The organism is Bradyrhizobium zhengyangense, assembly GCF_022012435.1.
Lineage (GTDB): Bacteria > Pseudomonadota > Alphaproteobacteria > Rhizobiales > Xanthobacteraceae > Bradyrhizobium > Bradyrhizobium zhengyangense.
Map to the genome: position 1 here is coordinate 21,288 of NZ_JAKLUA010000020.1, position 13,349 is coordinate 34,636.

The 13,349-nt window shown below is 64.2% G+C and carries 12 protein-coding genes; 9 read left to right on the forward strand and 3 right to left on the reverse strand.

Translation table 11 applies throughout. The features are described from left to right. Positions 1–12: 12 nt before the first annotated feature. The gene (locus L6637_RS35875) at positions 13–792 is read left to right on the forward strand and encodes a class II aldolase/adducin family protein (RefSeq protein WP_237863862.1); all 780 of its coding nucleotides are present in this window, start codon (positions 13–15) and stop codon (positions 790–792) included. Between the two features lie 206 nt (positions 793–998). On the opposite strand, the gene L6637_RS35880 is transcribed toward L6637_RS35875, so the two are convergent. The 3 genes from L6637_RS35880 to L6637_RS35890 form a co-directional block, all read right to left on the reverse strand. Continuing rightward, positions 999–2,393 (reverse strand): M20/M25/M40 family metallo-hydrolase, encoded by a 1,395-nt coding sequence (locus L6637_RS35880; protein WP_237863861.1) that lies wholly within the window; start codon positions 2,391–2,393, stop codon positions 999–1,001. A gap of 25 nt (positions 2,394–2,418) precedes the next feature. Next, positions 2,419–3,747, reverse strand: a complete 1,329-nt coding sequence (locus L6637_RS35885) for a glycosyltransferase family 87 protein (protein ID WP_237873632.1) — start codon at positions 3,745–3,747, stop codon at positions 2,419–2,421. 137 nt (positions 3,748–3,884) lie between these two features. Beyond that, positions 3,885–5,504: a helicase HerA-like domain-containing protein gene (locus tag L6637_RS35890; protein ID WP_237873634.1), complete on the reverse strand. Its 1,620-nt coding sequence runs from the start codon at positions 5,502–5,504 to the stop codon at positions 3,885–3,887. 343 nt (positions 5,505–5,847) lie between these two features. On the opposite strand from L6637_RS35890, the gene L6637_RS35895 reads away from it, so the two are divergent. The 8 genes from L6637_RS35895 to scpA all read left to right on the forward strand — a co-directional run bounded on the left by L6637_RS35895 (position 5,848) and on the right by scpA (position 13,143). Further along, positions 5,848–6,213, forward strand: a complete 366-nt coding sequence (locus L6637_RS35895) for a DUF2267 domain-containing protein (protein WP_237863858.1) — start codon at positions 5,848–5,850, stop codon at positions 6,211–6,213. 24 nt (positions 6,214–6,237) lie between these two features. Next, positions 6,238–6,645, forward strand: coding sequence for a DUF4332 domain-containing protein (locus L6637_RS35900; protein WP_237863857.1), 408 nt, complete (start codon positions 6,238–6,240; stop codon positions 6,643–6,645). A 185-nt stretch (positions 6,646–6,830) separates the two neighbouring features. Further along, on the forward strand, positions 6,831–7,691 hold the full coding sequence (gene folP / locus L6637_RS35905) for a dihydropteroate synthase (protein ID WP_237863893.1): 861 nt from the start codon (positions 6,831–6,833) through the stop codon (positions 7,689–7,691). After that, positions 7,688–8,056 (forward strand): dihydroneopterin aldolase, encoded by a 369-nt coding sequence (gene folB / locus L6637_RS35910; protein ID WP_237863856.1) that lies wholly within the window; start codon positions 7,688–7,690, stop codon positions 8,054–8,056. Before folP ends, folB begins: the two co-directional genes overlap by 4 nt. Beyond that, on the forward strand, positions 8,056–8,547 hold the full coding sequence (gene folK, locus L6637_RS35915; protein ID WP_237863855.1) for a 2-amino-4-hydroxy-6-hydroxymethyldihydropteridine diphosphokinase: 492 nt from the start codon (positions 8,056–8,058) through the stop codon (positions 8,545–8,547). Before folB ends, folK begins: the two co-directional genes overlap by 1 nt. Positions 8,548–8,630: 83 nt before the next feature. Beyond that, positions 8,631–10,502 carry a methylmalonyl-CoA mutase subunit beta gene (locus L6637_RS35920; protein WP_237873635.1) on the forward strand — a complete coding sequence of 624 codons (1,872 nt, stop codon included), beginning with the start codon at positions 8,631–8,633 and terminating at the stop codon, positions 10,500–10,502. Beyond that, the gene (locus tag L6637_RS35925; protein WP_237863853.1) at positions 10,499–10,963 is read left to right on the forward strand and encodes a GFA family protein; all 465 of its coding nucleotides are present in this window, start codon (positions 10,499–10,501) and stop codon (positions 10,961–10,963) included. Before L6637_RS35920 ends, L6637_RS35925 begins: the two co-directional genes overlap by 4 nt. A 23-nt stretch (positions 10,964–10,986) precedes the next feature. Then, complete coding sequence (gene scpA / locus L6637_RS35930; protein WP_237863852.1) at positions 10,987–13,143, forward strand: methylmalonyl-CoA mutase; 2,157 nt, start codon at positions 10,987–10,989, stop codon at positions 13,141–13,143. The last annotated feature ends 206 nt before the right edge of the window (positions 13,144–13,349 follow it).

Below are 13,349 nucleotides of genomic sequence, written 5' to 3' on the forward strand. Positions count from 1 at the left end.
GAGAGATTTGCCATGTCGCCAGCGGAAGCCCGCCTGAAGGAAGTGCCGTCGAACATGACGGAGGCCGAGTGGCAGCAACGGGTCAATCTCGCCGCCTGCTATCGCCTCGTCGCGCTCTATGGATGGGACGATCTGGTCGACACCCACATCTCGGCGCGCGTGCCTGGCCCCGACCATCACTTCCTGATCAACCCCTATGGGCTCATGTTCGACGAGATCACGGCCTCGAGCCTGGTCAAGGTCGATCTGCACGGCAATCAGCTCTCCGAGAGCGAGTACAGCATCAACCCGGCCGGCTTCACCATCCATTCGGCGATCCACGAGGTGCGCGAGGACGCGATCTGCGTGCTGCATCTCCACACTCTGGACGGCACCGCGGTATCGAGCAGCGCCGAAGGGCTCTTGCCGCTGAACCAGACCGCGCAGCTGGTCACCCACGACCTCGCCTATCACGACTATGAAGGCATCGCGCTCGATCACGACGAGCGGCCACGGCTGCAGAAGGATCTCGGCAACCACAACCACATGCTCCTGCGCAACCACGGCACGCTCACCGTTGGCCGTTCGGTCGCCTCCGCCTTCGAGCGCATGTACCATCTCGAGCGCGCCTGCTCGATGCAGGTGCGCACCCGCGCGCTGGGCACGCCGGTCTATCCGGTCGAGCCGATCGCGATCGAGAAGAACACCGAGTTGCTCGCCAACCGCGACAATGCCGAGCTGCGCTCCAACACCCTCGTATGGCCACCGCTGCTGCGCAAGCTCGACCGCGAGCTGCCGGGCTACCGGTCTTGAGATTTTCATGAATGTCGGGTAGTGTTTTCGTCGAACGACCTCTGCACGTTCTGGAATGAAACGCCGTCCAATCCCGGGCGGCGTTTTTATTTTGGGCACACCGTCATTGCGAGGAGCCCTCGCGACGAAGCAATCCAGACCGTCTCCCCAGAGGGATTCTGGATTGCTTCGCCACGCTCGCAATGACGAGGAGAGTGTTTGCGCCTTTACTTCACTTCCGCGAGCGCCGCGAGGATTCTTGCCCAGGAGCGGATGCCCTTCTGGAAGCTGCGCAGATCGTACTTCTCGTTCGGCGAATGGATGTTGTCGTCGTCGAGGCCGAATCCGACCAGCAGCGAGTCGAGCCCAAGCGCACGTTTGAAATCGGCGACGATCGGGATCGAGGCGCCGGAGCCCATCAGCACGGTCTCCTTGCCCCATTCCTCGGTCAACGCTCGTTTGGCCGCAGCAAGCGGCTTCATGTTCCAGTCGAGCGCCACGGCGGGCGCGGCGGAATGGTCGCCGAACTCGACCTTGCAGTCGCCAGGAATCCGGGCGGTCACGTAATCGCGGAAGGCCTTGCGGATCTTTTGCGGGTCCTGCCCCTGGACGAGGCGGAACGAGACCTTGGCCGAGGCATGCGACGGGATCACCGTCTTGGAGCCCTCGCCGATATAGCCGCCCCAGATGCCGTTGACGTCGCAGGTCGGACGCGTGGACGCCTGCTCGACCATCAGCCGCCCCTTCTCGCCAGCGGGAATCGACAGGCCGATCGGCTTGAGAAACGTCTCCGGCGTGAAGTTGAGCTTCTTCCACTGCTCCAGGATCTCCGGCGGCGTATCCTTCACGCCATCATAGAAGCCGGGAATGGTGATGTGGTTGTCGTCGTCGAACAGCCCGCCAAGGATCTTGGTGAGCACCCGGATCGGGTTCATGGCGGTGCCGCCGAACACACCGGAATGCAGATCGCGACTGGCCGCGGTGATCTTCACCTCTTCGTAGAGCAGGCCGCGCAGCGCCGTGGTGATCGCCGGCGTGCTCGGGTCCCACATGCCGGTGTCGCAGACCAGGACGTAATCGGCTTTGAACTCGTCCTTGTTGGCCTCGACGAACGGCACGAAGTTCTTGGAGCCGACCTCCTCCTCGCCTTCGATCAGGAAGGTGATGTCGATCGGCAGCGAGCCCGTCACTTTCTTCCAGGCGCGGCAGGCCTCGACGAACGTCATCACCTGGCCCTTGTCGTCCTCGGCGCCGCGCGCGACGATGATCTTGCGGCCGTCGGCGTGATCCGTGACTGCGGGCTCGAATGGCGGACGGTGCCAGAGCTCGAGCGGATCGACCGGCTGCACATCGTAATGGCCGTAGAAGATCACATGCGGCCGCCCGCCCGCCTTGACCTTGCCGACGACCGCGGGATGGCCGGCGGTCGGCCTTACCTCGGTGGCGACGCCGAGGCTCGCAATGTCCTTGGCCAGATGCTCGGCTGCCGCCTTGCAATCTCCGGCATAGGCCGGATCGGCGGAAATCGACTTGATCCGCAGCAGCGAGAACAGGCGCTCGAGGCTGTTGTCGAAGTCCTTGTCGATGTGATCGAGCACGGATTGAAGCTGCGCATTGGCCATGGTCGGATGTTCCGCTTTTGGAGTCTCAGGATGGCTGTGATTTTAGCCCTGCCGCGGCGTCGGAGCTAGCCGCATCAGGCGGATGGCGGATGTGCCAGGCAAGCGCAAGGGCGAGGATCGCCGTGGCGACGAGGTTGTTGCCCCAGGCCTGGATGGCGTTGGGAAACGGCGGCAGCGACAGCAGCATGAGGATGCCGGCCGCGCCGAGCGCAAGCCAGGTTCCCAGCCGCACCTTCGGCCTGATGTCGAAGGCGGCCCGATGCATCAGCACCGTCAGCGGCAGGAACAGCCACATGAAGTAATATTGTCGCGCCAGCGGCGAGGCCACCGTCATCAGACAGAACAGGATACCAAGCTCCTCGGCATCCGATCGCGCCGTTCGTTGCCGTTCTGACGGCATGAGTGCGATAAAGCCGAGCCCGAGCAACACCGATACCGCGAGCACGATCCAGTTCGCCGTCCTGTAGTCCACGTCGATGACATTCATCGTATGCGCCGGCTTGCTGGGATCCTCCAGATTGAAGTTGATCGGCCGAACCAGGCGGTGCGTCACGGCAATGATGGACTGGTTGACCCACGACCAGTTCTGCTCGTCGCGCTGGCCAAAACCCTTTTCCGAGCTCGAGCCGACCATGCCCTGGTACCAGGTCTTGAGCTCGGCCGCGTTGCGCTCGAAGCCGCGGATCGGTGCCGGCACGACGTAGAGCAGGATGCCGATGAAGGCGAGCATGCCGACGACCGCCGCCCATTGCCGACGCCAGACCAGATAAGGCAGCACCGCGATCGGATACATCTTGATGGCGGTGGCGAGCGCGAACATGAAGCCCGCCAACCAGGACCGCCGATGCTGGAGGCTCCAGAAGCCGTAGAGCATCATCGCCAGCAGAACGAGGTTCGGCTGCCCGAGATCGAACATGTCGAACACGAAGGTCACGGTGACGAGCGCCGGCAGCGCTTCGAGCCACGGACCGGGCTTGCGATCCGATCCGGTCATGGCGTTGGAAAGCATCCCCGTGTACCACCACGCCACGGAGTTCAGCACCGACAGCACGATATAGAGCGGGATCTTGCCGAACCAGCTCGGGATCGCGAGCAGAATCGCCGACAGCGGTGGATAGATGAACTCGAAATATTCGTGGACGTCGCTCGGATAGAGCGAGCCGCCATGCAGCACCTGCTGCCCGGCCCAGTACCACAGGGAATAGTCCTTGGTCTTGCCGTGACCGAAGATCTCCGGCCCGAGGACATCGGCGGTCAGGATCAGGCAGCAGAGCAAGAAGAGCAGGTCCAGCGGCGCACGCAGCGAAAGAGCTCGGAGCGCACCGGGTTTGTTGGGCGAATGGGCTGTGGTCACAATGCCTTCAATCTGCGGCCGGGAGAGTGTCGATATATGTCTACCCAGACACAAGCCGCAAGTCTCTCCCTCGCCCCGCAGGCGCGAGGTGAGCTGCGGGGGTCGCAGAAAGCCGCTTCAAAAATGTCCTTGCCTGCCTAGCGTCGGAGCAGTCCGCCGAGCGCGCCGCGCACCAGCGCCCGGCCGACCGAACCGCCGAGCTGGCCGCCGACCGACTTGCCGAGATCAGCCACGACGCCGCCGACCACCTTGTCGGTGACCGTGCGCGTGACGTCGCGCGCAATGCGCTGACCGGTCGTCAGGCGATTACGCCCGGTATTGGTGCCGAAGACGGTGCCGACGATCGAGCCGATCTGGCCGAGGAGGCCGCCACCGCCACCCGCCTGACCATCGGCCGGCGCCGCAGTGCCTGCGATCCGCTTCTGGATGATCTCATACGCCGACTCGGCATCAACAGCGGTGTCGTATTTGCCCTTGACCGGACTTGCATCCATGATCGCCTTGCGCTCTTTCGGTGTGATCGGCCCGATGCGAGCCGATGGCGGCCGGATCATCACCCGCTCGACCATCGCCGGCGTGCCGTTGCCTTCAAGGAACGACACCAGCGCTTCGCCCTTGCCGAGCTCCATGATGACCTTGGCGGTGTCGAGTTTCGGGTTGGGCCTGAAGGTCTGGGCGGCAGCGGCGACCGCCTTCTGGTCGCGCGGGGTGAAGGCGCGCAGCGCATGCTGCACCCGGTTGCCCATCTGCCCGAGCACGCGGTCCGGCACATCGATCGGATTCTGGGTGACGAAATAAACACCGACGCCCTTGGAGCGGATCAGGCGAACCACCTGCTCGATCTTGTCCATCAGCGCCTTCGGCGCATCGTTGAACAACAGATGCGCTTCGTCGAAGAAGAACACCAGCTTGGGCTTGGGCAGATCGCCGGCCTCGGGCAGCTCCTCAAACAGCTCTGACAGCATCCACAGCAGGAATGTCGCGTAAAGCCGTGGGCTCTGCATCAACTTGTCCGCAACGAGGATGTTGACCATGCCGCGACCGTCGCGATCGGTCTTCATGAAGTCCTTCAAGGTCAGCGCCGGCTCGCCGAAGAACTTGGTGCCGCCCTGGTTCTCCAGCACCAAGAGCTGGCGCTGGATGGTGCCGACGGTCGCCTTGGTGACGTTGCCGAACCCTTGCGCCGCTTTCCGGATCGGCGCGAGCGGATCCTCTTCCGCGTCCGGCCCCTTCTTGCCGCTGTCGGGCACGATCGCATCGAGCAACGCCCGCAGATCCTTCATGTCGATAAGAGCAAGGCCATTGTCGTCGGCGACGCGGAACGCGACGTTGAGCACGCCCTCCTGCACGTCGTTGAGATCGAGCATGCGCGCGAGCAGCAGCGGCCCCATCTCGGTGATGGTGGCCCGCACCGGATGGCCCTGCTCGCCGAACACGTCCCAGAACACCGTCGAGAACTGGTCGGGCTGGAAATTCAGTCCCATCTCGCTGGCGCGCTTGACAATGAAGTCTTTGGCTTCCCCGACCTCGGAGATACCGGAGAGGTCGCCCTTGATGTCGGCTGCGAACACCGGAACGCCGGCCCGCGCAAATCCTTCCGCCATCACTTGCAGCGTCACCGTCTTGCCGGTCCCGGTGGCGCCGGTGACGAGGCCGTGGCGATTGGCGAGCGCCAGTGTCAGCCAGGCCAGCTCGTCTCCCTTGCCGACAAAAATCTTGTCGTCGGTATCGCCGAGCTTGTTGTCCTGCACCGTCATCACACTCTCTATTGTTGGTTTCGCGCATTGAAAATTCGAGCCAGCCAGTTCCGTAGTTTAACGCATGTCACAAGCCGATTGAAACCTTTCAGGGCGCCGTCGACATGCGACATCGTCGGAGAACTCGCGCCCGGCATGCGCCAAAAGTCGGATGCGCGCATTCGAACCGCGGTGATTTTTCATGAATTTCGTCTCCGCTCTTGCATCGCTGCAACACTATTCGTGTCTTCGAGAATGAATCGGAACGTCGCACGCGTTCATCGCTTGTATTTCACATCGCGGGGGCTCAAGATCACTCTTCGAAAATAATCCGGCATGTGAACCGGCTGAGGGGCAGGCCCATATGGACGAGCTGATCGGACAGCTGGCGACGAACGCCAGCATAGATAGTGCTGTCGCTGAAAAGACCGTCGGCATTATTCTGGGATTCCTCCGCAGTGAAGGTCCTTCCGACAGCGTGCAGGCCCTGATCGACCAGATCCCCGGTGCAGAAGGGGCGATCGAGGCGTCCAGGAGCGGCGGCGGACTGTCGCGGCTGATGGGCGGCGGCCTGATGGCCGTCGGCACGCGCCTGATGGGCCTCGGGCTTGGCATGTCCGACATCCAGACCATTGCCCGTGAACTTTTTCGCTTCGGCCGAGACAAAATCGGAGCGGATCAGATGGGCAAGATCATCGCGGGGACGCCGGGCCTCAGCCAGTTCGCCTGAGCGACGCTTTTCATACCGAGTATCATGACATATCCGATCTCCGAGATTGAGGGCCTGCCGGCCTTTGCCGCCAACAAGTTGAAGGCGCAGGGTATCCGCACCACCGACGCGTTGCTGGAAGCCGCGAGCACCGCCAAGGGCCGCAAGGCGCTCTCGGCCAAGACCGGCATCAGCGAGCAGCTGCTGCTGGAGTGGGCCAACGTCTCCGACTACATGCGTATTCCCGGCATGGGCCGGGCCAAGGTGGGCCTGGTCCGCGCCGCTGGCGTCACCACGGTGCGCGAGCTCGCCTATCGGAATCCGGCAAGATTGGCGCAGAGCATGCGCGAAGCGAACGATCGCAAAAAGCTCGTCCGCATCCTTCCTTCCGAGAAGTCGGTCGGCGACATCATCGCCAAGGCCAGGAAGCTGTCGCCGAAGATTACGTATTAGGCGCTCTCGACATACGATCTGCAGCGTTAGCTCTCGGTGTCATACCCCGAAAGCGGGGTATCCAGTACGCTGCGGCTCCTCCGCATCACTGCACGGCCCTGGAGTACTGGATTGCCCGCTTTCGCGGGCAATGACAGGGAGGGATGGTCTTGACACCCCCTCCCCGACCGCGCAAAGCGGGCCGCATGAATGCCTCGCCTTCCCCATCCGTCCCGCCGGCCGGCTCGGCCGGGCCAGATGTGCTGCGGACGCTCATGGGCCGGCCGCTACCAGCGGTGATGGGCGTGCTCAACGTGACGCCCGACTCCTTCTCCGATGGCGGCGATTTCATCGCGCCGGAACAGGCGCTGGCGCGGGCGCAGGCGATGATTGCCGATGGCGTCGACATCATCGATATCGGCGCCGAATCCACCCGGCCCTACAAGGGTGCGCAGCCAGTGACGGCCGCGGACGAGCTGGCGCGGTTGAACCCGGTGCTGGCAGGCATCGTTGCGCTCGGCGTGCCGGTCTCGATCGACAGCATGAAAGCGGAGGTCGTGGCCTTCGCGCTCGACCAGGGTGTCGCCATCGCCAACGACGTCTGGGGGTTGCAGCGCGACGCCGGCATGGCGCCGCTGGTGGCCGCGAGAGGCGTCCCTGTCATCGTCATGCACAACCGCGAGACCGTCGATTCCGCCATCGACATCGTCGCCGACATGAAGGCGTTCTTCATGCGCTCGCTGGACATCGCCACGACGGCCGGCATCGGGCGTGACAAGATCGTGCTCGATCCCGGCATCGGCTTCGGCAAGACCGCCGAGCAGAGCATGATTGCGTTGGCGCGCCTGCGCGAGCTCGACATGTTCGGCCTGCCGATCCTGGTCGGCGCCTCGCGCAAGCGTTTCATCGCCTCTGTGTCGCCCTCGGAGCCGAAAGAGCGGCTGGCCGGCTCGATCGCCGCGCATTTGATTGCCGTGCAGAAGGGGGCGAAGATCATCCGGACCCATGACGTCGCCGAGACCCTGCAGGCCCTGCGGGTCGCCAACGCAATCGAGAGCAAGCAATGACAGATACGATCTTCGTGACCGGCCTGTCGATCCATGCACGCCATGGCGTGCTGGATCACGAAACCGAAGTCGGCCAGCGTTTTGTGATCGACCTCGAGCTCTACACCGATTTGTCGGAGCCTTCGCGCAGCGATCGCCTGGTCGATACCGTCTCCTATGCCGACGTGGTGGCGACCACAACGGCGGCGTTCAAGAACACCAATTACAAATTGCTGGAACGCGCGGCGGGTGCGGTCGCCGACGCCATCCTGTCGAACTTTCCACGCATCCGCGCCGTGAAGATCACCGTGCACAAGCCGCACGCGCCGATCGCCGCGATCTTCGACGATGTCGGCATCATGCTGACGCGCTCGCGGCATCCCTGATGGCGAGCGTGCTGATCGCGCTCGGCGGCAATGTCGGCGATGTCCGCACGACGTTCAAGAAGGCGATCGCCCATATCTGCGGCATGGCGCAGGCCGCAATGATCGCGCGCTCGTCGGACTATGCGACGCCACCCTGGGGCGACGAGGACCAGGATCCCTTCATCAATGCCTGCGTCGAGATCGAGACGGGCCTCGATCCGCACGCGCTTTTGTTCGTGATGCAGAAGGTCGAGCAGAGATTCGGCCGTATGCGCGACAAGGATCGGCGCTGGGGTCCGCGCACGCTCGATCTCGACATGATCGCCTATGACGATGTGTCAATGAACAAGCCCGACCTGACCCTGCCGCATCCGCGCCTGTTCGAGCGCGCCTTTGTGCTGGTGCCGCTGGCCGAAATCGCAGCCGACCGCGTGATCTCGGGCATTCGTGTGCGTGATGCCCTCGCCAGCGTCTCGACGCAAGGCATTGAGCAGCTTCCGGATACCGGTTAACCAAAATCCACCGTTTGCAGGAACGGGGGCCGCCGTGGCAAATTCGCCTGCACATAACAAGATGTTCGGGAGCCCTTGGCCGTATGACCTCCGTGACTGACGATCTGCCGCTGGCGGCCGATTTTCCCAAGGCGACGGACGCGGACTGGCGCAAGCTGGTCGACGGCGTGCTGAAGGGCGCGCCGTTCGAAAAGCTGGTCGGCAAGACCTATGACGGTCTCAAGATCGAGCCGCTCTACCCGCGCGCCAAGGGGGTAGCGCCGGTCGCGGGGCGCCCGGCGGCCGCGCCGTGGCAGATCATGCAGCGGATCGATCATCCCGATGCGGCGGCTGCGAATGCGCAGGCCCTGACCGATCTTGAGAATGGCGCCACGGGACTCGCGCTCGTGTTCGCCGGCGGCGCCGGCAGCCACGGCTTCGGCCTGGAACCGACAGCCGATGCGGTTGCAAGGGCGCTGAAGGACATTCACCTCGACGCCGGCATCGGCCTCGAGCTTCAGATCGGTCCGCAATCGCGGATGGCTGCGATCCATATCGCGGAATATGTGAAGAGCAACGGCATCGACCCCGCCGCCTGCGACATCCGCTTCGGGCTCGATCCGCTGGCGGCCTGCGCGGTGTGGGGAAACAGCCCCTACAGCTGGGAAGAGATCGTTCCCGCGGTGACCGGCGGCATCAAGGGTCTCGCCGCGCTCGGCTTCAAGGGGCCGTTCGCACCTGCTGATGGCCGTGTGATCCATGATGCCGGCGGCTCCGAGGTGCAGGAGCTCGCTTTCGTGCTTGCCTGCGGCGTCGCCTATCTGCGCGCGATCGAGGGCGCCGGCGTTCCACTCGAGCAGGCGCAAGGCATGGTCTATGCGCGGCTCGCCGCTGATGCCGACCAGTTCCTGACCATGGCGAAGTTCCGCGCGCTACGATTGCTCTGGGCGCGCATCGAGGCCGCCTGCGGCCTGACGCCGAAGCCGCTGTTCATTGCCGCCGATACGGCCTGGCGCATGCTGACGCAGCGTGACCCCTACGTGAACATGCTGCGTGCGACCATCGCGACATTCGCAGCCGGGCTCGCAGGCGCCAATGCAATCACCGTGCTGCCGCACACACTGGCGCTCGGACTGCCCGATCCGTTCGCGCGGCGCGCCGCACGCAACACGCAAGCCCTGCTGCTGGAAGAAAGCAACCTCGCCAAGGTCAGCGATCCCGCGGCGGGATCCGGCGGCATCGAGACGCTCACGGCGCAGCTCTGCGAGGCCGCCTGGGCGCTGTTTCAGGAGAGCGAGAAGGCCGGTGGCGCCTTCGCCGCACTTCAGCAGGGCCTGTTCCAGAGCAAGGTCGCAGCGGCGCGAAAGGCGCGCGAGGCCAACATCGCCAAGCGCCGCGACGTGTTGACCGGCGCCAGCGAGTTTCCGAACCTGCACGAAAGCGAGACGGCCGTGCTGAAGGCGACGCCCATCGCGCTCGCACCCTATGGTGAAGCCAAGTACAAGTTCGATGCCCTCGCGCCGATCCGCCTTGCGCAGCCATTCGAGGCGCTGCGCGACAAATCCGACGCGGCGTTGAAGGCGCGCGGATCGCGGCCCAGCGTATTCCTGGCCAATCTCGGCACGCCCGCCGATTTTACGGCACGCGCGACGTTCGCAAAAAGCTTCTTCGAGGCCGGCGGCATCCAGGCGCTCGACAGCGAAGGTTTTGCCGACCCGGCCAAGCTGGCTGCGGCCTTCAAGGCGTCCGGCGCGGCGCTAGCCTGCCTGTGTTCCAGCGACAAGGTCTATGCGGAACGGGCCGAAGCCGCCGCGAAGGCCCTGCAAACGGTGGGCGCGCGACATATCTATCTGGCGGGTCGTCCAGCCGAGGCGGAGGCGGCCTTGCGCGCGGCCGGTGTCACGGGCTTCGTATTTGCCGGGGGCGACGCGCTTGCGACGCTGCAAGACGCCTATGTCCTGATGGAGCAGGCATGACCGACGCGAGCAAACCCGTTCTCACCGGCGGCTGCCAATGCGGGGCGGTGCGCTTTGCGATTTCGGCAACACCCAACAAGGTATCGATCTGCCACTGCCGGATGTGCCAGAAGGCGAGCGGCGCGCCGTTTGCTTCCTTCGCCGATATCAACCGGACGGATTTTGCCTGGACCAAGGGCACGCCATCCGCATTCCAATCCTCCACGATCGCGATGCGCGACTTTTGTGCCGCGTGCGGCACGCCGCTGAGCTTCCGTCGCATCGACGGCCCGCGCATCGAGATCATGACCGGCGCGTTCGACCGACCTGACCGGTTGGTGCCGACGCGTCAGTACGGGACCGAGTCCCGCCTCGGCTGGGTGGTCGGAATCTCCAACCTGCCGAGCCAGACCACGCAGCAGAATTACGGGCCGGAGAAGATGGCGACCATCGTCAGCCATCAGCATCCGGATCATGATTGAGCGCCGATGATATGATTGAATCCATGACCCGCATTCCCAACTTCGCCGACGTCGCCTTTGAGCGCGCCGCGACCGCCGCTCCATCAGGCAGCGCCGAGCCGTGGCTGACGCCCGAGGGCATCCTGGTGAAATCAGTCTATGGCGAGGCCGATCTCGCCGGGCTCGATTTCCTCGAGACTTATCCGGGCCTCGCGCCGTTCCTGCGCGGCCCCTACCCGACCATGTATGTCAACCAGCCCTGGACCGTCAGGCAATATGCCGGCTTCTCCACGGCGGAGGATTCCAACGCCTTCTATCGCCGCAACCTGGCGGCAGGACAGAAGGGCCTCTCGGTCGCCTTCGATCTCGCCACCCATCGCGGCTATGACAGCGATCACCCGCGCGTCGGCGGCGACGTCGGCATGGCCGGCGTTGCCATCGACTCCATCTACGACATGCGCACGCTGTTCGCTGGCATCCCGCTCGACCAGATGAGCGTGTCGATGACCATGAACGGCGCGGTGCTGCCGATCCTCGCGCTCTATGTCGCGGCGGCCGAGGAACAGGGCGTTCCGCCTGAGAAGCTGTCTGGCACCATTCAGAACGACATTCTGAAAGAGTTCATGGTGCGTAACACTTATATCTATCCGCCCGCGCCCTCGATGCGGATCATCTCGGACATTTTTGCGTACACCTCGCAAAAGATGCCGAAATACAATTCGATCTCGATCTCCGGCTATCATATGCAGGAGGCCGGCGCGACGCAGGATCTCGAGCTCGCCTATACGCTCGCAGACGGCGTCGAATATTTGCGCGCCGGACTTGCTGCCGGGCTCGACGTCGACCGCTTCGCGCCGCGCCTGTCGTTCTTCTGGGCGATCGGCATGAACTTCTTCATGGAGGTCGCCAAGCTGCGCGCCGCGCGGCTGCTCTGGGCGAAGCTCTTGAAACCGTTCAATCCGAAGGACCCCCGCTCGCTGTCGCTGCGCACGCATTCGCAGACCTCGGGCTGGTCGCTGACCGCGCAAGATGTCTTCAACAACGTGATGCGCACCACCGTCGAGGCGATGGCGGCGACGCAAGGCCACACCCAATCGCTGCACACCAACGCGCTCGACGAGGCGCTGGCTCTGCCGACTGACTTCTCCGCGCGCATCGCCCGCAACACCCAGCTGTTCCTGCAGCAGGAGAGCGGCACCACCCGTATCATCGATCCCTGGGGCGGCTCCTATTATGTCGAGCGGCTGACGCGTGACCTCGCCGCGAAGGCGTGGGGCCACATCCAGGAGGTCGAGGAGCTCGGCGGCATGGCCAAGGCCATCGAGGCCGGTGTGCCCAAGCTGCGCATCGAGGAAGCCTCCGCCAAGACGCAAGCCCGCATCGATGCCGGCAAGCAGGCGGTGATCGGCGTCAACAAGTACAAGCCGACGGACGAGGCGCCGATCGACATTCTCAAGGTCGACAACACCAATGTCCGGCGCCTGCAGATCGACAAGCTGACGCGGCTGAAATCCGAACGCAATAAGACGGAGGTCGATGCCGCGCTTGCCGCGATCACGCGTTCCGCCGGCGAAGGCAACGGCAATCTGCTCGCGCTCGCCATTGATGCTGCGCGGGCCAAGGCGACCGTCGGCGAGATTTCGGACGCGATGGAAAAGGTGTTCGGCCGGCACCGCGCCGAGATCAAGTCGATCACCGGCGTCTACAAGCGGGAGGCGTCCAGCATGGGCAACCAGGTCGAGAAGGTTCAGGCGCTGATCGACGCTTTCGAGGAAGCCGAGGGCCGCCGCCCCCGCATCCTCGTCGCCAAGATCGGCCAAGACGGGCACGACCGCGGCCAGAAGGTGATTGCCTCTGCGTTTGCCGATATCGGCTTCGACGTCGACATCGGACCGCTGTTTGCCACCGCCGACGAAGCGGCGCGGCAGGCGGTCGAGAACGACGTCCACATCCTCGGCGTCTCCTCGCTCGCCGCAGCCCATCTCACTGCCGTACCCGAGCTGAAGGCCGCGCTGAAGAAGCAGGGCCGCGAGGACATCATGATCATCGTCGGCGGCGTGGTGCCGCCGCAGGATTACGAAGCGCTCTATGCGGCTGGCGCCGAGGCTATCTTCCCGCCGGGCACCGTGATCGCGGACGCGGCCGAGGAGCTGATCCGCAAGCTGAATGCCCGGCTCGGGCATAGCGAGGCGGCGGAGTAATTCCGCCGCCCTCGGCTTGAAGTATCAAACCGGCGGGCGCGCTGCCGCGACCAATTTTCACGTCCCAGTGTTTCGCACCGCGCGCTCCGCGCCGGTTCATCTTGCGGTCATTACAACAATGCAGACATCCAAGCGCCGCGACGGCGTCGCCGCGACGGCGGTCGGGTGCAGAATTGATGGATATTGAAGTGACATATCTTCGTGCA